16 protein-coding genes are annotated in these 18,733 nt (G+C 46.6%); 5 read left to right on the top strand and 11 right to left on the bottom strand.

Annotated features, from left to right (window positions below):
* Positions 1 to 17 precede the first annotated feature (17 nt).
* The 6 genes from CRO25_RS28650 to CRO25_RS28625 form a co-directional block, all read right to left on the bottom strand.
* Positions 18 to 980, bottom strand: coding sequence for a ring-cleaving dioxygenase (locus CRO25_RS28650; protein WP_079697279.1), 963 nt, complete (start codon positions 978 to 980; stop codon positions 18 to 20).
* 68 nt (positions 981 to 1,048) lie between these two features.
* Entirely contained in the window at positions 1,049 to 1,276 is a 228-nt protein-coding gene (locus tag CRO25_RS28645; RefSeq protein ID WP_079697315.1) for a DUF896 domain-containing protein, read from the bottom strand.
* Positions 1,277 to 1,477: 201 nt separating this feature from the next.
* Complete coding sequence (locus tag CRO25_RS28640) at positions 1,478 to 2,494, bottom strand: SPFH domain-containing protein (RefSeq protein WP_063566468.1); 1,017 nt, start codon at positions 2,492 to 2,494, stop codon at positions 1,478 to 1,480.
* A 71-nt stretch (positions 2,495 to 2,565) separates the two neighbouring features.
* Positions 2,566 to 3,345: a TPM domain-containing protein gene (locus CRO25_RS28635; RefSeq protein ID WP_079697314.1), complete on the bottom strand. Its 780-nt coding sequence runs from the start codon at positions 3,343 to 3,345 to the stop codon at positions 2,566 to 2,568.
* A gap of 23 nt (positions 3,346 to 3,368) precedes the next feature.
* Entirely contained in the window at positions 3,369 to 4,400 is a 1,032-nt protein-coding gene (locus tag CRO25_RS28630; protein WP_063566469.1) for a TFIIB-type zinc ribbon-containing protein, read from the bottom strand.
* A 46-nt stretch (positions 4,401 to 4,446) separates the two neighbouring features.
* Positions 4,447 to 5,151, bottom strand: coding sequence for a PspA/IM30 family protein (locus CRO25_RS28625; RefSeq protein WP_179132283.1), 705 nt, complete (start codon positions 5,149 to 5,151; stop codon positions 4,447 to 4,449).
* 231 nt (positions 5,152 to 5,382) lie between these two features.
* Between CRO25_RS28625 and CRO25_RS28620 the strand changes: the two genes are divergently transcribed.
* The 5 genes from CRO25_RS28620 (at position 5,383) to CRO25_RS28600 (ending at position 12,479) form a co-directional block, all read left to right on the top strand.
* Positions 5,383 to 7,065, top strand: coding sequence for a sigma-54-dependent transcriptional regulator (locus tag CRO25_RS28620; RefSeq protein ID WP_079697313.1), 1,683 nt, complete (start codon positions 5,383 to 5,385; stop codon positions 7,063 to 7,065).
* A 166-nt stretch (positions 7,066 to 7,231) separates the two neighbouring features.
* The gene (locus CRO25_RS28615; RefSeq protein ID WP_063566472.1) at positions 7,232 to 8,218 is read left to right on the top strand and encodes a 2-keto-3-deoxygluconate permease; all 987 of its coding nucleotides are present in this window, start codon (positions 7,232 to 7,234) and stop codon (positions 8,216 to 8,218) included.
* A gap of 62 nt (positions 8,219 to 8,280) precedes the next feature.
* Positions 8,281 to 9,576, top strand: a complete 1,296-nt coding sequence (locus tag CRO25_RS28610) for a four-carbon acid sugar kinase family protein (RefSeq protein ID WP_079697277.1) — start codon at positions 8,281 to 8,283, stop codon at positions 9,574 to 9,576.
* Complete coding sequence (pdxA, locus tag CRO25_RS28605) at positions 9,573 to 10,574, top strand: 4-hydroxythreonine-4-phosphate dehydrogenase PdxA (RefSeq protein ID WP_079697276.1); 1,002 nt, start codon at positions 9,573 to 9,575, stop codon at positions 10,572 to 10,574. Before CRO25_RS28610 ends, pdxA begins: the two co-directional genes overlap by 4 nt.
* 183 nt (positions 10,575 to 10,757) lie before the next feature.
* Complete coding sequence (locus tag CRO25_RS28600) at positions 10,758 to 12,479, top strand: sulfatase-like hydrolase/transferase (protein ID WP_256863776.1); 1,722 nt, start codon at positions 10,758 to 10,760, stop codon at positions 12,477 to 12,479.
* A gap of 203 nt (positions 12,480 to 12,682) precedes the next feature.
* Here CRO25_RS28600 and CRO25_RS28595 read toward each other — a convergent pair whose 3' ends face one another.
* The 5 genes from CRO25_RS28595 to CRO25_RS28575 all read right to left on the bottom strand — a co-directional run bounded on the left by CRO25_RS28595 (position 12,683) and on the right by CRO25_RS28575 (position 18,728).
* Entirely contained in the window at positions 12,683 to 13,216 is a 534-nt protein-coding gene (locus tag CRO25_RS28595; protein WP_372829523.1) for a GNAT family N-acetyltransferase, read from the bottom strand.
* 126 nt (positions 13,217 to 13,342) lie between these two features.
* Complete coding sequence (locus CRO25_RS28590; RefSeq protein WP_079697274.1) at positions 13,343 to 14,470, bottom strand: glycoside hydrolase family 88 protein; 1,128 nt, start codon at positions 14,468 to 14,470, stop codon at positions 13,343 to 13,345.
* 33 nt (positions 14,471 to 14,503) lie between these two features.
* Complete coding sequence (locus CRO25_RS28585; RefSeq protein WP_079697273.1) at positions 14,504 to 16,837, bottom strand: helix-turn-helix domain-containing protein; 2,334 nt, start codon at positions 16,835 to 16,837, stop codon at positions 14,504 to 14,506.
* A 49-nt stretch (positions 16,838 to 16,886) separates the two neighbouring features.
* Positions 16,887 to 17,771, bottom strand: a complete 885-nt coding sequence (locus tag CRO25_RS28580; RefSeq protein WP_097115837.1) for a carbohydrate ABC transporter permease — start codon at positions 17,769 to 17,771, stop codon at positions 16,887 to 16,889.
* Positions 17,772 to 17,801: 30 nt separating this feature from the next.
* A complete protein-coding gene (locus tag CRO25_RS28575; protein WP_064641218.1) occupies positions 17,802 to 18,728 on the bottom strand; it encodes a sugar ABC transporter permease in 927 nt (308 codons plus the stop codon).
* Positions 18,729 to 18,733: the final 5 nt, after the last annotated feature.

Raw genomic sequence — 18,733 nt, 5'->3', positions numbered from 1 at the left:
CTTGTTCTGGCCCTTCTTTAACGTGCCATCATAGAATGTGAAGGCTCTACCGTTCTTACCTGGATGGGTTGCAAATTGCCTTCGATTTGGGGACGATATGGCTCAAACCACTCAGGCAGCATGAGTCTCTGTCCAAGCGACTCCGCAGGCTCATCTTTCGCAAATCCAGGAGGATCAGTAGCAATTTCGAACAGGATTCCGCCCGCTTCTCTGAAATAGATTGCGCTAAAATATTGACGGTCCCGAACTGGGGTTGGTTGATAGCCGTACTGTTGTACAGCTTCTCTCCACTGCTCGTGCTCTGCAAAATCTTTGGCACGCCACGCAATATGGTGGACCGTCCCTGCTCCGCCTGCCCCCAAAGCCATCCGGGTGACAGGAACATCCACGACATTACCGATATCTCCGACGGACCGGAATCGTACATACTCCTCATCTTCGTCTACTTTGGTGAATCCAAGTATTTTGTCCAGCGCATCCATCGTTCTCTGCGGATTGACGCTGAATAGCACGGCACCTCCAAATCCTTTGATGGCTTTGTCCGCTGGAATGCCTTCATGCACCCAGGTGCTGGCTGGCCCCTCTTCACGTTCAACCAGTTCAAGACGCAAGCCCTCACTGTCTTCGAATTGCAGCAGCTCTTCGTTAAAACGACTTGTTTTGGTTACCTCAATGTTATACTGCTCCAGCCGATCCTGCCAGAAGCCAATAGTCCCAGGTGGAATCACATATGAGGTGATGCCGACCTGACCGCCACCAATTTTGCCTCGTGGTGATCCGGCTGATGGGAAGAACGTGATAATGGTACCCGGACTTCCGTTCTCATCCCCAAAGTACAGATGGTAAACGTCTGGTGCATCGAAGTTAATCGTTTTTTTCACAAGACGAAGTCCCAGAACTCCAGCATAAAAGTCGACATTGGCCTGCGGATCTCCCGCAAAAGCTGTAATATGGTGAATACCTGCAGTTTGAATGGTCATCATCATTTCCTCCTAGGTTTATAGATCATTTATATTATCTTAATATTAAGATATTCAACCGAGCTGATTCAGTTATTATTTTGTTGGGCCTGTTCCTGTTTCAGTTTATCCGGAGTGACGTCGTCGCCGTTCGGATCATAGATGGTTACATTCAGCAGAATATCATTGATCGAACCGTGAAAGGTTTGCAGATATTCCTGGCGCAGACGAATTTGTTCTGCTTTCTCCATCTCCGTCAATCCTGCCGCGTTGGCTTTTCTTGAAAGTTCATTTATTCTGGTCAATGTTGGAATCATCATCTTGATCTCTCCTCGTAAATCGGAATTAAGATATTTGTTTTTCTCGGTGTAATTTGTATTCAAATTAAATATCTTAATTTAAAGATAAATGATTTATGGTCCGATGTCAACCGTTTTCTCCCATTTAAAATAGAATGAAAAAAGGGCCTACTCCAAAGTTTGACCTTAGAGTAAGCCCTTCTTATATTTAGATATAGGTTAACCCAACTTCTGACCACAGTTTGGACAGAAATTTGCTCCTTCATTCTTAGCGCCACAGTTCGGACAGAAATTCGGCTTTTTATTGTCTCCAGACGAAGAAGATGCACCTGCATCGCTGTTTTGATTAGCCGCAGGTTTTTGATCCGAATTCTGATTCTGGTTGTTCTGGTTCTGATTCATGTTCTTCATCATTTCATTCGCCATGTTCATGCCCATCATCATGCCCGCCATATCCGAAGCAGCGCCGCCACCCTTAACTTTACCGGATGAGATGCCATCAGTCATGCTGACCTGCTGATATTTTTGCAAATTGCCGATCATTTCATGTGAAGCAGTCTTCGTAATCATATCCTGGATCTCCTGCGGATAATTGAAGCTCATCACCTGGAAGCCTGTGATTCCGATCCCGATGTCCATCATTTGCATATCCAGATCTTCCTGAATACCTTTGGCAATATCCGAGGCATTCGCCTGCAGGTTGAACATGTCCTTACCCTCACGGCTAATCCATTTCATTAGCAACTGATCCAGCACAGACGTAATTCGGATTTTAACATCCTCGACCAGATAGCTCTGCTTGATACCCGCGATTTTATCGATCAATGTAACATAGTCACTCACTTTAAAATTAAACGTACCATTCGCACGAACCGGCATCCCACCTGGAAGTTGAGGAGTCGGAATTAATACCGGACTTTGCGTACCCCATCGAACCGTAAACTCCTTCGTATTCACAAACAGCACTTCGACCCGCATGCCGCTGTTGAATCCGAACTTGAAGCCTTTTAAGGTAGACAGAAACGGAATGATCTCGGAATCGATATTAAACGACCCTTCGTCCTCAAAAATCCCTTCCACCTTGCCGTTATTCAGGAAGATCGCATCCTGCCCCGAACGGATAATCAATTTACTTCCCTTCTTGATCTCACGGTTACTCCACTTCCAGAAAATCATATCATCTCTGAACTCTTCCCATTCCACCACATTCGAAAATTGATTTTTGAAAAATCCCATACTCGTTCCCATCCCTTCTATAGTAAGCATTTTGCATCATCATGACATAAGTTGAGTTGTTGTTTTTCCTGCTAGAAAGATCCTCTACTACCACTGTGCGAATGACCGCCTCGGCTGGTACCTCCGCCCCCACCGCCACCTCCGCCACCGTTATTGTTGTTCTTCTCAATTTTGCGTTTGGTTACAGTAGTACGAATATACCGATCCTGACGATCGATTACACTGGAAGTACTTGAATCTTCATAGGTCGCCCGATTGACCGTCACACGTCCGCCAGAACGGTAAGTCATAATCCCAACAACAACGCCTCCTATTAATACCGATACTCCTAATTGGAACCAACCGTTAAATAAAATATTGTTCGGGTTCACACCAGGTTCATACCCCATATATTTATAGGAAAGCTTAATATATTTCTCAAAAGCGAGTTTGTAATCCCCACTAGATAATTCAGAGGTAATCCTGCTTCGGATTGATTGCAGCCGACCGTTGTCCAGATAATCTTCAGCTTTATAGAATCCAGCCAAATACACTTCCCGATTATTCATGTCCATCGTCAGAATGACCGCATTTCCATTCGCTTTGTCATACCCAAGAGCGTGCTCATCATAGAAATCCTCTGTCAGCAGCTGTACATCCTGATTCTGTGTATTATTCGTTGTCAGAATAACAAAATCCGTCTGTCTTTCAGCCCCATACTCATTCGCCAATGCGTTCAGTTCACTTTTCTCCTGCTCGTTCAGCAGATTAGCTTCATCGTAAATCAGGTTCTTGCTGTCTGCTGCCGATACAACTGACATTGGAATCAATGGAGACACGAGGGTAATCACAAATAAAATGAGCGTTGCCATCCATGCCAGATGTTTTCTTTTCCTCACAGGAATCCACCTCCCATCATCCAGGAGACCAGTTTCAATGACAACAAAGAAACGGCTGAAATTCCTGCGAACCATCCGGCAACTTTAGCTTTGCTAATAGGCGGTTTACCAACCACTTTACCTGTCTGTCCATTCATGGCAAAGGTATACTGCGAACGATTGTAGTCATAGTAAACCATCCATACCGGGAGCAACACATAGTCTGCATTTTTTAACGTAGTATCAATCTGTTTATCTGTGTAACTGACACTGTTATAACCAGAAACCGTTGATGCAATATAAGAATCGATATAAGAGCTCGTTTTTTCCTTGGCGCGCGGGTACAGCTCCTCATCGGTATAACTATATTTTTCCGCAATATACCCGGCGAGATACGGGGTTTTGAAAAGCTTTAACTGGTTATACGGAAATGGCTCCAGCTTATCCATCAGTTCATCTTTCATTTTTTCCGAAGCATCAATGGGCAGATTCACATAATTAAGCCGTATTCTCCGGTAAATATCGAAATGCTGCGTTTCCGTGTAATGGTAATCACCCTGCGTGTAGGTTCTAATTTTTGTGCCACGGCCATGAACTTCGATTTTGTTATGTAACTCATATAACCAGAAAGGCACATATATCCCGGTAATGCTCTTGACCCGATCAGCTGTCATGAATCCACTAGGTGTCAGCAAGCCGTTTCTGCACCACTTTTTGAACGCCTGCTTGGCCTCATCCTTACTGATCGAAAAGGGTAAGACCATGGCCGGTGCCAGATCTCCCGTCAGTCGATCACTCAGAACAACGGCAGCTCCACAGAAGCTGCATGTCGTTGCACTTGTCTCCGGCTCAGTCACAATATCCGCGCCGCAGCTGTTACAGTGATACTCCTTGACCTCATTCTCCGTGAACACCTGTTTCTTCAGCGGATCGGGGATCTGTTCGATATTATCCTGTCGTCCGCAGCTGGGGCAGGATAACGCTCCAGTTGCACTGTCAAAAAGCATTCCACTGCCGCAGTTGGGACATTTGTACTCGATTACCGGCATTTGCTCACCTCAATGTTTAACGAAATGTACTACATGATATATATCATTATTTATCTTCCAATTTCTTCTGAATTGCTGCAAGCTCTTCCTCTGGACTCGGCGTCACCTGTGCATTATTACCCGCTTCGGCATTCATTTGCTGCTCCAACTGCGCAATGAGTACATCCAGATCATCTTCCTGTGCCCCAGCACGAAGTTCAGCCAAAGCCTCAGCTTCGTTAAGTGCCTGATTCGCTTTGTCTTCCATCGCCTTCAAAGCAGCATTCGCATTGGTAGCGGAGGCGTTCCGTTCATTGGCCAGTTGTTGCGCATTGGCAGCGGCCATTCTTCCCTTCACCTCGGAATGCCGAGCTTCCAATTGCCCCATATCCGCAACCAGCTTCTCGTGCATATGCTTCATCATTTTGGCTTTGGCAGAAGCCCGATCATAGGCAGCTTGTAATTCATTCCGTTTCTTAGCCTGCTCTGCCTTCTTTTCCAAAAAACCACGTGCCTTGGCTTCATCACCGGACTCCGCAGATTTCTCTGCATACCGCTGTAATTTCTTAACCTCTGCGCTGCATTCGTCCAGAGCTCTCTTCGCCCGGCTCTCATCCGAGAGAACCGCAGCCGTCTCTGCCTTCACCTGACCCAAATCACTGCTCAAGCTCCGCATATATTCATTCACCGTCTTCTCCGGATCTTGCGACCGAGCCAGCACATGGTTCACATTCGCTTTCATCACGTCCCTAAACCTCGATAAGATTCCCATCATCCGTTCCTCCTTCGATCAGTTCATATGTACTATAATACATGAATATGAGGTTGAAGGTTTCATTTACTGCCACTGCAACAATAACCATTGCTGATGGTTAAGGGATATTCCCTGTCCGTCAGGAGCCAGGGATGCCATTCCTCTGCAAGTTGGCTATAATAAGGAAAGCCCTCTGGTCTGATGTACCAGCAGGAACCATGAATGATTTTTATAAAAGGCAGGAAAATTATGCGTACACGAGTTCATATTATCGCTCCTTACGAATCCATGACCACTATTATAGAAGAATGTATTCCGCTATTTCCCCAGTTAGCCATTCAATATGAGGTGGGCGACCTGATGAAAGGCGCCGAATTGGCGGCTCAGGCTGAACGAAACGGAGCGGAGATTATGATTAGCCGCGGCGGTACTGCCCAACTAATCAAGGAAGCCGTAACCATTCCCGTCATTGATGTGCAGTTGTCCGGATATGACATGATTCGTTCGCTAACGCTGGCAAGCCAGTTCAACGGCCAAACCGCTATCGTTGGCTTTGCCAATATTACTTCAGGAGCACAGTCGATTATCGATCTGATGGAACTGCCTTTAAAGGTGTATACCATAGGCAGCTCCGAGGATGTGGCAAGGCTGCTGCTGGAGCTGAAAGCGTCAGGTTACCGTCAGATTGTTGGCGATGTTATCACCGTGAATACAGCCAAAACCTATGGAATGGAAGGATTGCTGATCCAGTCTGGCAAGGAATCCATTCTCAGAGCGCTTGAAGATGCACAGTTGGTATATCGGTACTTGAGCAAAAATCACGCGATATCCATCATACTGAACAACCTGGTTACCCAGGAGCATCCAAATCTCATGATCTTGGACGACCAGAACGAAGTTGTATTCGAGAATTTAACTGATTTTGAGCAGAATCCGCTGACCGATAATCAGATTCACCTCACCAATACCAACCTGGATTTCCATCAATCCCAAGTTCAAAATGTGTTCATCGTGGATGATTACCAGCTTACGGTGACGGCCTACGAAACGACGTTAAGTAAAAAAACCTATAAAGTATACTCCCTTGAAAAAGGACAGCCCTATGCTTTTGCACAATTCGGCATAACGGCATATACCGATATATCCATGGAGCCGATTGTTGCCGAATCCCCTGCCATGCAGGCCGTATTGAAGAATATCCGGGCGCTTTACGAAAACCATGAACCCATTTATCTGCTAGGCGAAGCGGATTCGGGCAAGTCTTTTCTCGTAAAACATATTCATCAAATGTACTCCAGCGGTGGGCTGATGCTCCAAATCGATCTTGCCCAGGTTCCTCCAGGACATTTGCACAAAATACCACTCTCCAAAGTGCGAAACGTAGAAATTAATCATTTGGAAAATGGTTCGAAAGATGAGGAATTGATCTCATTCATTCAGACCTGTCTACAGAGGCAGATCGGGGTATTCATCCTGGGGGAACAGGGATTGAATCCTAACAGAACGCTGGATGTCGAGCTGAATACGATCATTATGCCGAGCCTTGTGGACAGGCAGGAGGATCTCGCTCCACTGATCCAGCATTTCCTCAGCGATTACTACCAGAAGTATGGGACGGTTGCGGTGAAGATGAAAGAGGACGCGTTGCAGCTAATTAGGGATCAAGTCCCGCATATGACTGTGAACCAGTTGAGGCATCTTATCAAACAGGCTGCACTGAATGAGCAGGATTACGTGATCTCAGCCGAAACCTTATCACACCTGCTCGGTGAACAACCCTCACCCAATACGATGAAGCTTAGTGGTACGCTGAAAGAAATCGAAAAAGAGATTATTCAACTCGTTCTACATGAGGAAAACAATAATCAATCCAAGGCGGCCGAACGCTTAGGGATTAACCGTGCCACGTTATGGCGTAAACTTAAAGAGTAACTTTAGGTTTACGCTTTTTTTACGATTATATGTGTTGCATAATTAAACACTTATAACTATCACTTAAAATTTACAATAATTAAGTGTTGCTAAAATAAACAATATGAGATAACATAATCCCTGCAAACGCTTTATAAAAACGATTACTTCATAAGGAGCCACTACTATGAACATTAAAGCAACATTAGATCGTATTCCTGGCGGTATGATGGTTGTTCCCCTGTTGCTCGGTGCAACCATTAACACATTCTTTCCGAATGCTTTGCGAATCGGGGGTTTCACGGAAGCCCTGTTCGTAAATAGCTCAAGCACATTGATCGCCCTGTTCCTGTTGATTGCTGGTACGCAAATTACGTTCAAGACGGCCGGTTCTTCGGTTGGTAAAGGCGTTACCTTGCTTGTGTTCAAGTGGGCAGTTGGTGCAGTATTAGGTTTGATCGCCATCTATTTTGCGGATTCCAATGGTTTATTCCTTGGTTTGGCACCGCTTGCCATTATCGCTGCAATGACGAATTCCAATGGTGGACTGTACATCGCGCTGGCTGGACAATACGGCAAAGAAGATGACAAAGCGGCTTATCCGTTCCTCGCACTCAGCGACGGACCGTTCCTCACCATGGTTGCTCTTTCCATTTTCGGTGCGATGGGCTTTGCCAACGGCATGTTCTCCCCGATGGCTTTTGTAGCCGTACTGCTTCCACTGATCGTCGGTGTTGTTATCGGTAACCTGGATCGTAACCTTGCTGAATGGCTGCACAAAGGCAGTGACAAGCTCGTTCCATTCTTCGCCTTTTCACTCGGTATGGGCATCAACTTCTCGTCCATCATTCAAGGCGGACTTAGCGGCATCATGCTGGGTGTAATTACTGTATTGATTACTGGCGGCGTCGGCTACCTGCTCTTCAAAGCCATTGGCTGGAATCCCATTGTCGGAGCTTCGGAAGGTTCCACAGCCGGTAACGCTGTAGGTACACCTGCTGCCATCGTGGCTGCCAATGCTTCATTTGCCCCGATTGCCGAGATTGCTACAGTACAAATTGCTGCGAGTGTTGTGACGACTGCCATTCTACTGCCGATCTTCATCGGATTCCTCTCCAAAAGGCTGGAGAAATCAGGCGGTGTCGAGAAATACAATCAAAGACCGTCCACATAAATGCATTGAATTTAGCTGACCGGACTTATATTTAATTTTGATTTTCAAGGAGGGATGACTGCATGAAATTAGCCATTATTGCAGATGATTTGACCGGCGCCAATGACAGCGGGGTGCAGCTTGCCCGCCATGGATTAAAGACAAGCGTACTATTCAACATGGACGAAAATAACATTCGTAATTACGATGCGGTCGTGTTTGATACCGACAGCCGTTCCATCACACCGGAGGATGCGTATCAGCGGGTTAGTCGAGCAGCCGAACTGCTGTTAAAGAACGGATTTGGCACCATTTTCAAAAAAATGGATTCAACCATGCGCGGAAACATCGGGATCGAGATCGACGCTTTGTATGATGTGGTCAAACCCGATTTTATGATGATCGCCCCAGGCTATCCCAAGAACAATCGCACCATTCTTAATGGCACGCATTATCTGAACGGCGTTCCACTGGCCGATACCGAGATTGCGAATGATCCAAAGACACCTGTGACCCTTTCATATCTTCCGGATTTGCTCAAGCTTCAGACCAAGTATGAAGTGGGCGAGATTACGGTGAGTGATCTTGAATCGGGTACAGATCATATGAAGACGCAACTGGAAACCTTTAAGGCAAACGGCATTCCCTATATCCTCGTCGACTCGACGGATGAGCAGCATTTGGAGCAGGTACTAAGCATCACCAGCAAGCTTGATTATTCATTTGCCTGGGCAGGATCGGCGGGAATTGCGAACTATCTTCCCACTCATTACGGCTTGGGAGCCAAATCTGCGGAATTGACCATTCCGGCAAATCCAGGTCCGATCCTCACCGTTGTAGGGAGTGTGAACAAAAACTCTCGTGAGCAGCTCAAGCAGTTGCTACAGAAAACCGACGTATCATCCATCCCGTTCCACTCGTTCAAAGCCGTATCGGGAGCAGCAGATCGTGAGCAAGAAATCGAGCGTGTGTATGAGGAAGTGATGGCCAAAGCCGTAGAAGGCAATGACGTTGTCCTCTATTCAACCGCCGAACAGGTAGATATTGAACTAGCACGTGCTACGGGTGAAGTCAGAGGACTTAATCACACCGAGGTCAGCAATGAAATTGTACGGGCCATAGGTGAAATCTGCGCCAAGCTGCTGGAGAATGGGTATTTCAAAGGTGTATCTATGACGGGCGGAGATACAGCTAAACAAATTTGTATGAAGTGGAATATCAGCGGTTTTGAGCTGCTTGATGAGCTTGAAATTGGTGTACCGATATCGAAATTTATTGGAATTGAGGATCTGCACGTGATTACCAAAGCGGGCGGGTTCGGCAAGCCCGACGTCTTCATCCATGCAATAGAAAAATTAAAAGGAGGAGTTACCGTATGAAACCAACCGTAGGAATTACAATGGGCGATGCAGCAGGTATTGGACCCGAGATCATTATGAAAGCATTGGGCCATCAGGAGGTCTACAAAAATTGCAATCCACTCGTCATTGGCGATGCAAAAATATTGGAGCGTGTCCTGCCTGTCATCGGATCGAGCCTGAAAGTAAATGCCATTCATGAACCATCCGAAGCCAAGTATGAATTCGGTACAGTGGACGTTATTGATTTGGATCTCATTCCTGCAGATCTGGAATATGGAAAAGTGTCTGCCGTTGCGGGAGATGCAGCATTTCAGTTTCTGGCGAAGGCCATTGATCTAGCGAAAAAACAGCAAATTCACTCCATCTGCACAGCGCCTCTGAACAAGGAAGCCCTGCACCTAGGTGGGCACTTGTATCCAGGTCACACCGAGATTTTGGCTGATTTGACCGATACTGAGGATTTCTCCATGATGCTGACTACACCCAATCTGCGAGTGATTCACCTTACGACGCATATGGGTCTGATTGATGCCATTGCCAGCATCAACCCGGAAAGAACATACACTGTGGTTAAACTGGCTCATGATACTTTGAAAAAAGCTGGCTTCGAAAATCCGCGTGTAGCTGTTTGCGGTATTAACCCGCATGCAGGTGAGAACGGACTGTTCGGTAATGGTGAAGAGGAAGAAAAACTGCAGCCCGGCATCGAACGTGCGCAAAAGGAAGGCATTAACGTCGTTGGTCCACTTCCGGCGGACACGTTATTCTTCCGCGCTGGCCGTGGCGATTTTGATATCGTTGTGGCTTGTTATCACGACCAAGGACATGCACCAATTAAGGTCATGGGCATTGAAGAAGGCGTGAACATTACGGTGGGTCTCAAAGGCGGCATTATCCGTACTTCTGTAGACCATGGAACAGCCTTTGACATCGCAGGCAAAAACATCGCCGATGACAAAAGCATGCTGGCCGCCATCCGTTCCGCCATTGAACTTGCGCCCAAAACGCAAATTTAAAGTAATCCAAGAGATATATACAGTAACGACCGTTCCCCATTCTTCTACTGGGAAACGGTCGTTTTGTGTACAAGCGCAGTCAGTGGATATGGACTTTTCGTAATCATCATCACATACCTTAAAGTAAAAAACGATTGAGGGTGTATGAACTCCGTGAACAATACTTCCCTGCCATCTTCTATTATGGAGAAACCCAACTTTCTCGTCATTCTTGTAGATGAAGAGCGTTATCCTCCTGTATATGAGAGCAAAGAAATACAGGCATGGCGCAGAGAAAATCTGATTACCCAGGAACGTTTAAAGTCTCATAGTATGGAATTCCATCGGCATTATATCGGAACAACCGCCTGCTGTCCCAGCCGGGCTACCATTTTCACAGGTCAGTATCCATCACTGCACGGTGTCAGTCAGACTGTTGGCATTGCCAAGGAATCGTATGACTCTGACATGTTCTGGCTGAATCCTAATACGGTGCCTACGATGGGCAATTACTTCCGAGCAGCAGGATACCAGACGTACTATAAAGGGAAATGGCATATATCCAATGCGGATATCATCTCTCCCGGCACCCACCAAAGCGTTCCCAGTTACCACCCCCTGACCGGGGTTCCTGAACCCCAGTTGGAAAGCCTGTACCTTCACGCGAGTCGTTTGGAGGACTTCGGATTCTCCGATTGGATCGGCCCTGATCCCATAGGCAGAAACCCCCGAAACTCCGCTTCCTCCGCCGCTTTTGGCTTAAGTGGACGTGATGAGGTATACGCCGCCGAAACAGTTCATCTCATTGAGTCCCTTGATCGCAGGAAGAATGAACACCAACAAGTCGAGCCCTGGCTCATTGTCTCTTCCTTTGTGAACCCCCATGATATTACGTTATATGGTGATCTCGCCGCGCGCCTATCCGATTTCAAATTCGAGGTAGATCCGATGCCCGCAGTCAACGCTCCTCCGACAATACACGAGTGGCTTGGTACCAAACCACGTTGTCAGGCAAGTTACCGAGACTTGTATCCAAAAGCTTTACAGCCCATCACCAATCAGAGCTTCTACCGCCAGCTATATTACCAATTGCAAAAAAATGCGGATTGCCAAATGTTCAAAGTGTATGAGGCTCTTACGCGCTCCTCCTTCTATGACAATACCATTGTTATTTTCACATCGGATCATGGCGATCTGTTGGGCGCTCACGGCAATCTTCATCAAAAATGGTACTGTGCCTATGAGGAATACCTTCATGTTCCTTTTTTGATTCACAATAAACAACTGTTTCCCGAGCAACAACATGTGCATAGCCTGACAAGTCATGTCGATCTGCTGCCAACCATGCTGGGTCTGGCCCATATTAACGTTTCCGAAATCCATGGACGATTGCAAAAGAATTTCAGTGAAGCCCGCCATTTGGTAGGACGGAATCTCACACCTCTAATTTATGGAGATGATAATCCGGCTCTGACACAGCAACCGGTCTATTTTATGACGGACGATGATGTCACACGTGGTCAGCACCAAACCAATCCATTAGGCATATCCTATTCGTCTGTTGTACAACCCAACCATATCGAAACCGTAATTACCACCCTTTATAAAAACAACAAACCGGAAATCTGGAAGTTTTCCCGGTACTTTGACAATACTCAATTTTGGAGTCAGCCTGGGGTAAAAGATGTCATCACACAGCCCGTTGGAAAGCCCGCTTCAGGACAATGTGTAACGTTAACGAAAACAGAGCCGGTACAGGATGAATATGAATTGTACAACTTGACAGATGACCCGCTGGAGACCTGCAATCTCGCCCATTCCGCCTATGCCACTGCGCAGACGATGAACATTCAGCAATGGATGATGCAACTTCTGGAGGAACAACGGAAACAAAAACGTTTGTATCCTCATCAACCTACGATATAGAGATTTGGAGAAATAACATCTCTATCATTCGTTAAACCAAATCGTAGACTTATGGAAATTGCAGCTAATAACATGTGCTCGTTTCGTTAAATAGTAATAAGCTAAAAAGGATGTCCTCGTCATGTTCATGACTTATGGGACATCCCCTTTTATATATTTATATTAATATTGAAATGGAGACTCATCATCCAAGCCCAATTTCGTTATTTATCTGATCCATACAATCTTAGCTCTTCTGCATCATCCGAAAACCGGATCATTTTTTCGAATTTTAATCCCAGTTTTTCAAGAAGCCTTGCAGATTTTTGATTATTTGAAGAAGTGATCGCCACAATACGATCGAAGCCCAGCACCGTTCTTCCATGGGTCAGTGTTGCCGAAGCGGACTCGTACGCATATCCATTCCCCCAGAACTTTGGAAGAAAAGCATACCCGATGTCCACATCTTCCAAAGAATCTCGTTTGATCAGCCCACAAATCCCGACCGGAACACCATCCGCCTTCCGCTCCGTCAAGAACAGCCCGAACCCTAAGCGGTTGTACATCTCAACTGGGCCATTCAGGATATATTCACGTGCGCCTTCCACGGTTCTCACACCTCTATCGCCAATGAACTCCAGCCACGAAGGATCATTCAAAAGCTCAAGCATAAACTCCCCATCATCCGGTGACAGCCAACGAAGGTTTAACCGATCTGTTTCAAGAACTTTCAAGAAAACATCCCCCTTCTGGAGCATGGAGGATGAAACCCACCAGAATATAAATGTTTGGCCCAATACTCTCAATAGATAACATTATACTGACCCTTAATCTCACTTCACAAGTTGATACAACAAAAAAACTAATGTATATAAGGAGTCACCTTATCGATCGTACCAATATCCAGGAATACCTCTTTCCAGACGCATCAGCGCCTCAAGATAAAAATAATCGCCCCAGATCGTGTAATCATCAGGTGAATCTCCACCTCTTACGGAGTATGAACCATGCTTCAGCAGACCCTCGGCTGTATCCGAGCCCTGCGTGGAATAATGATGAATTAAAGATTTCATAGACGATTCCGCTGCGTTCTGAAAAACCTCCCGCTCAGGATCGGCTCCATCAAGCCGCCCAGCAATTTCCAGCAGACCACAGGCAACAATAGCCGATGCAGAACTGTCCCGTTTCGTGTCAGACATTTGCGGAGCATCAAAATCCCAATACGCTACTTCATCCTCCGGAAGATAGGCAATGAAATAACGGGCAAGACGTTTGGCTGTCTCCAGCATCTCTGCACTTTGCAGATAGCGGCTGCACAGTGCAAAACCATATATCCCCCATGCCTGTCCGCGAGTCCAGGTAGAACCATCATTGTAGCCTTGATGCGTCCCCCCTCGAATGGCCTCTCCGGTAGCTTGGTCAAAATAAAAGGTATGGTAACTAGAGTCGTCTCCACGAACGAGGAAACGGCGGCTTTTCAGCGCGTGCAGCTCGGCGACGCGACGATACTCCTCGTTATTGGTCTGCTCATACGCCCAGAACAGCAGTGGAAGATTGAGCAGGCAATCGATAATAATTCGCCCTCCGTTGTTCACATCACCTTCCCGCCCCCAGGCCTGAATCAGTCCAGCATCCTCCCGCCAGCGTTTCATCAGCATATCAGCAGCTTCCAGCGTGAGTTCCCTTGCAGCGACGTCATGCTCCACAATCCATTGTGCCTTAGAAGACAACGAATAAAGGAAGCCAATATCATGATGATCGAAAATAATTTTCTGTTCCATTCGCCGACGGAAGTTATCGACGCTATTCACGGCAGCCTCACGAAACCTCGGGTCCTGAGTATACTCCGTGCATAACCACAGGATGCCTGACCAGAACCCTGCCGTCCACTCCGTATTATCGTTAAGCACATAATGCTCATCCCCATTACTAACATGGGGAAAGCGTCCTTCGAATCGATCTATATTATGCCGAGTGACATGGAGTGCATCTTCAATAGCTTTTTTCCACATGGAACAGTTCCTCCTCTAGACAAGTCATATTCTTCAAGCCTCTTGCTGGACAAGTCTGCTATTTTGCTTATATTGACCGGGAGTGATCCCCTCATATTTCTTGAAAACACGAATGAACGAATTGCTGTTCAGGAAACCCACCCGCTCGGATACGTCCTGGATCGTCAGTTCCTCTGCCTGTAGAATTTTCTTGGATTGCTCAATTCGATATTGGTTGATGTAATCGATCACGTTGACTCCGGTCTGTTCCTTGAAGTACTTTGAGACATAGGTTGGATGAAACCGAAAGCGCTCCGATAAATGGGTCAAGCCCAGATTGACATCTGCATAACTCTCATGAATGAATTCCACCAGTTGATCCCTCAATTCCTCACTGCGGGACCGCTTGCGCTCATGCACCGTCTGGCATACCGTCTCCAGTATCCGCAGCAATTCGGACTCGATCTCCTCAAATGTCTCACATGCAAACAATTGCCGAATCAGGTCGTTGCGCTGCGTCATCTCGTTCTGGTCGTCCGTCTTGATCTGCTCCGTAGCTTTCAGAAAGGTACCAATCAACTCAAACATCAGACAGCGAGCCAGTTCAACAGACAAGGGCTCTCCCGCAAAATTAGTCATGAGAATTTCATTCATCACTTCCGTGGAACGGGCATAATTTCCAGTAGCAATATAATTGATGAGCTGTCTCTCCAGATCAAGAGGGTAATACAGCTCCTCCTTGGGTCGACGAATTCGGTTCGGATCAATAATTTGACCAATCCCCAGAATCAGCCTGTATTCCAGCGCTTCTTCCGATTCCCGGAAACAATCCGCGATTTCCGCAATACGGTGATGAACATGGCTAACGCCAACAGAGAAGTACACGCAGAATCGGGAGCCGATGAAACGCTGGGCTTCTTCGACTGCACGAATTAACCGATGACTGGTATCCTCCTCACACTCCCGAATATTGATCAGGAACGCAATTCTTCCATCAATGTCCGCAGAGTATACATGACCGATTGAGCCGATCATCTCCTCCAGCACATTGGTCAGAATCAGGTGCACAAATTGATGCTGCTCCTCCTGGTCCTGCTCACGTACTCTGGAACGGAACAGCCCTTCAACATCCTCAATGTGCAGGAGCAATACAGCAAACGACTCCGTCTCGAATCGAATACCTGAACGTTCCAAGGTCGATGCAAACTCCTCACCCACCTGTACCCTTCCCTTCATCAACTTGGAGAGCAGACTGCTCCTTATAACGCTTTGCTGATCCTTAAGCCTGTTCGCAAATTGATCCTGCTCTTCCCAGGCTTGCATCAGAACAGATTGCAAAATGCCATATTCATCGTCCGGCTGTTCCAGCTTCCATTTGACCTTATCCGAGATAATGTTCATGATCCGTCCCAGCGGACGGTAATTCCGTCTAGTGAACCACCAGGCTGCCACCCCGCCAAGGATAAGCCCTGCAGCAACGCCTCCAAGCGTAATATCGCGGATAACCGTCAGCTTCTTGGCATAGATTCGGGTAGGTATGATGGATACATACTTCCAGTCCTGGATCTTAGAAGAAATCTGCGATATGGTCACGGATTCTCCGTTCCAATCGATCGTTTCCGTTCTTTTCCCAGCATCATCGAAAAGGTTAAGGTCCTCCCCACTCATGTAAGGGGTTTCAAGTGATCCGGTAGAAAATAACGTTTGACCGTCGTGATCCAGAATGAACACAGTGCTCTCTTTTTCCAAACGTACGTTATCAATGGCTTGCTGGAATCGGTTAGGGTCCAGGCTAACAACGAAGGTCGCAGGGCTGTCAGCGCCATTCTGAATAGGAAACGGCTGAATATAGACCAGCGTGTCTTCAATCCGTCGATCTTCACTCCGAACCTCCATCTTTCGGTACATGCTCTTACCGGAATCATGCATAAGCCGGGTCCAAGCTTCCTCGGTTACATTGGTGCCCTGATAGAACATGTCATATAGATAATTTTTTTGAATCAGTGAAGACGAGGACAACGCGATATCGGATTGTTTGATATAGATATACAGTTCACTAATCAAGCCGTTTCCGACGCGTGTAGATTTCAGGTTTTTGATCAGATCAATCCCCATGAACCTCCAGCGGGCATCCTGTTCAGACGCATGATTAATGAAGCTCATGAGTTGGGAGTCAGCCATTAATTGATTGCTAATGCTGCCAATATCACCAATCTGGTTATCAATGGTTTCCTGTACCTGAGATAACAGCACCATGTTGGAACGATTCACTTCTTCCTCAAGCAACATCCGAGACTCGGCAAAAACAGCAGCACCGATCACAATCGGTATGAGCAGAATGACCATGTAAGAAATGCCCCAGGATAACAGGATGCTTTTTCTCTTCATGCGTCTCCTCCTCACCGTTTGTTATTTGGTATGGCTTGATAAGGCAACTCTATTCTTTGATTGCTCCGATCATAACACCTTTAACAAAGTATTTCTGCAGAAACGGATAGATGAACAATATAGGCAGGGTGGCTACCATAACGGTTGCGTATTTCACACTTTCCCCGATGGCCTCTTTGTCCATAGCGGTTGCTCCTGTGGTCATAGAGTCTGTACTGTTCTGAATCAGAATTTCTCGCAGCACCAGTTGAAGTGGAAACAGGTTCCGGTCCCGAATATACAGGATCGCACTGAACCATGAATTCCAGTGACCGACGCCATAAAAGAGAATCATCACCGCAATAACGGGCATGGACAATGGTACGACGATCCGCCACAGAATGAGCATCTCTCCTGCCCCGTCTATACGGGCCGACTCTAGTAGACTTTCCGAGATTTCCGCAAAGGAAGTTCGCATAATAATCAGATTATAGCTGCTGATCAGACCGGGTACAATCAGAGCCCAGAGGCTGTTGCCCATATGAAGCGTGTTATTGATCAACAGATAAGATGGTATGATTCCGCCGTTAAAAAACATCGTAAATACAATCGCCAGCATAATCGGATTACGGAGCATAAAGCTTTTGCGAGATAACGTGTACGCCCCCAGAATGGTGAACAGCAGATTAAGCGCCGTGCCCACCAACACAATGAATATCGTATTCCGGTATCCGGACAGAATATTGGGGTTGCTTAGCACCAGCTTATAGCTCTCCATTGTAATTCCTTTGGGGAAAAGCAGCAGACCTCTATGGGCCATGAGTTGACCTGAGTCGCTAAGCGATGCATTTAGCACATGCAGCAGTGGATACAAGGTTACGATAATTAGCCCTGTCATCAGAATTGCGTTCGCACCGCCAAACAGACGCTCTCCAATGGACCTTTTCATTCGCAAAGAAACTCCCTCCCTTCACCTCGTTCTTGGCTAGAACAGCTTGGTATTGGATATCGCCTTGGACAGGCGATTGGCACCGATTAGCAGCGTAAAGTTAATGACCGACTGGAAGAGACCCACCGCGGTGGTATAGCTGAACTCGGCACTTTCACTAATCCCTTTGCGGTAGACAAACGTCGAGATCACATCTGCCGTATCATACACATTCGGATTATAGAGCAGAATAATTTTCTCGAACCCAATCTCCATCAGTCCACCAATGCGGAGTATGAGGAGGATCATAATCATCGGAATGATGCCGGGAAGCGTGATATGCCACACCTGGCGAAGCCGACTCGCTCCGTCCACGTTGGCAGCATCGTAAAGCTCGGGGTTAATGCCGCTAAGTGCAGCCAAATAAATGATGCTGGAGAAGCCAAGCTCCTGCCAGATCGATGAGGCGGTATAAATGGTACGGAAATTGGCTGGATCGCTGAGAAGCGCGCTGCTCTGACCGCCAAAATAACCAATGATGGTGTTGAATAGACCATCTCGGGACGAAAAATCAACAATCATGCCACAGATGACAACAATGGAAATAAAGTGAGGAATATACGAGATCGTCTGCACCGTACGTTTGAAGATTTCATGTCTGAGCTCGTTAAGCAGAAGAGCAAGAAGAATGGGAGCCGGAAAACCGAACAACAGCTGATAAAAGCTTAGCAAAAGAGTATTCTTCAGAATTCGCCAGAAATAATAGCTCTGAAAGAAATCACGAAAATGCTGCAATCCGACCCAATCACTGCCCCATATGCCTTTGCCCACCGAGTAGTCTTTGAACGCAATGATGGCTCCGTACATCGGCAGGTATTTGAAGACGAGAAAATATAAAACGACGGGAAGAGCCATCCAATAGATGGCTTTATTCTTTTTGTAATTGAGCCATAACAAGGAAAGCTTGTGCGACAACTCTTTCATCCCCT

The organism is Paenibacillus sp. RU5M, assembly GCF_900221055.1.
Lineage (GTDB): Bacteria > Bacillota > Bacilli > Paenibacillales > Paenibacillaceae > Paenibacillus > Paenibacillus marchantiae.
This window is presented reverse-complemented; position numbering and strand designations above follow the sequence as displayed.

What these genes read in the sequence shown, in the direction of transcription:
- CRO25_RS28590 (WP_079697274.1), bottom strand. Translation starts at nt 14,470, where the DNA reads ATGTGGAAAAAAGCTATTGAAGATGCACTCCATGTCACTCGGCATAAT.
- CRO25_RS28645 (WP_079697315.1), bottom strand. Translation starts at nt 1,276, where the DNA reads ATGATTCCAACATTGACCAGAATAAATGAACTTTCAAGAAAAGCCAAC.
- CRO25_RS28615 (WP_063566472.1), top strand. Translation starts at nt 7,232, where the DNA reads ATGAACATTAAAGCAACATTAGATCGTATTCCTGGCGGTATGATGGTT.
- CRO25_RS28620 (WP_079697313.1), top strand. Translation starts at nt 5,383, where the DNA reads ATGCGTACACGAGTTCATATTATCGCTCCTTACGAATCCATGACCACT.
- pdxA (WP_079697276.1), top strand. Translation starts at nt 9,573, where the DNA reads ATGAAACCAACCGTAGGAATTACAATGGGCGATGCAGCAGGTATTGGA.
- CRO25_RS28575 (WP_064641218.1), bottom strand. Translation starts at nt 18,728, where the DNA reads ATGAAAGAGTTGTCGCACAAGCTTTCCTTGTTATGGCTCAATTACAAA.
- CRO25_RS28650 (WP_079697279.1), bottom strand. Translation starts at nt 980, where the DNA reads ATGACCATTCAAACTGCAGGTATTCACCATATTACAGCTTTTGCGGGA.
- CRO25_RS28625 (WP_179132283.1), bottom strand. Translation starts at nt 5,151, where the DNA reads ATGGGAATCTTATCGAGGTTTAGGGACGTGATGAAAGCGAATGTGAAC.
- CRO25_RS28610 (WP_079697277.1), top strand. Translation starts at nt 8,281, where the DNA reads ATGAAATTAGCCATTATTGCAGATGATTTGACCGGCGCCAATGACAGC.
- CRO25_RS28595 (WP_372829523.1), bottom strand. Translation starts at nt 13,216, where the DNA reads ATGCTCCAGAAGGGGGATGTTTTCTTGAAAGTTCTTGAAACAGATCGG.
- CRO25_RS28600 (WP_256863776.1), top strand. Translation starts at nt 10,758, where the DNA reads ATGGAGAAACCCAACTTTCTCGTCATTCTTGTAGATGAAGAGCGTTAT.
- CRO25_RS28635 (WP_079697314.1), bottom strand. Translation starts at nt 3,345, where the DNA reads ATGGCAACGCTCATTTTATTTGTGATTACCCTCGTGTCTCCATTGATT.
- CRO25_RS28640 (WP_063566468.1), bottom strand. Translation starts at nt 2,494, where the DNA reads ATGGGATTTTTCAAAAATCAATTTTCGAATGTGGTGGAATGGGAAGAG.
- CRO25_RS28630 (WP_063566469.1), bottom strand. Translation starts at nt 4,400, where the DNA reads ATGCCGGTAATCGAGTACAAATGTCCCAACTGCGGCAGTGGAATGCTT.
- CRO25_RS28585 (WP_079697273.1), bottom strand. Translation starts at nt 16,837, where the DNA reads ATGAAGAGAAAAAGCATCCTGTTATCCTGGGGCATTTCTTACATGGTC.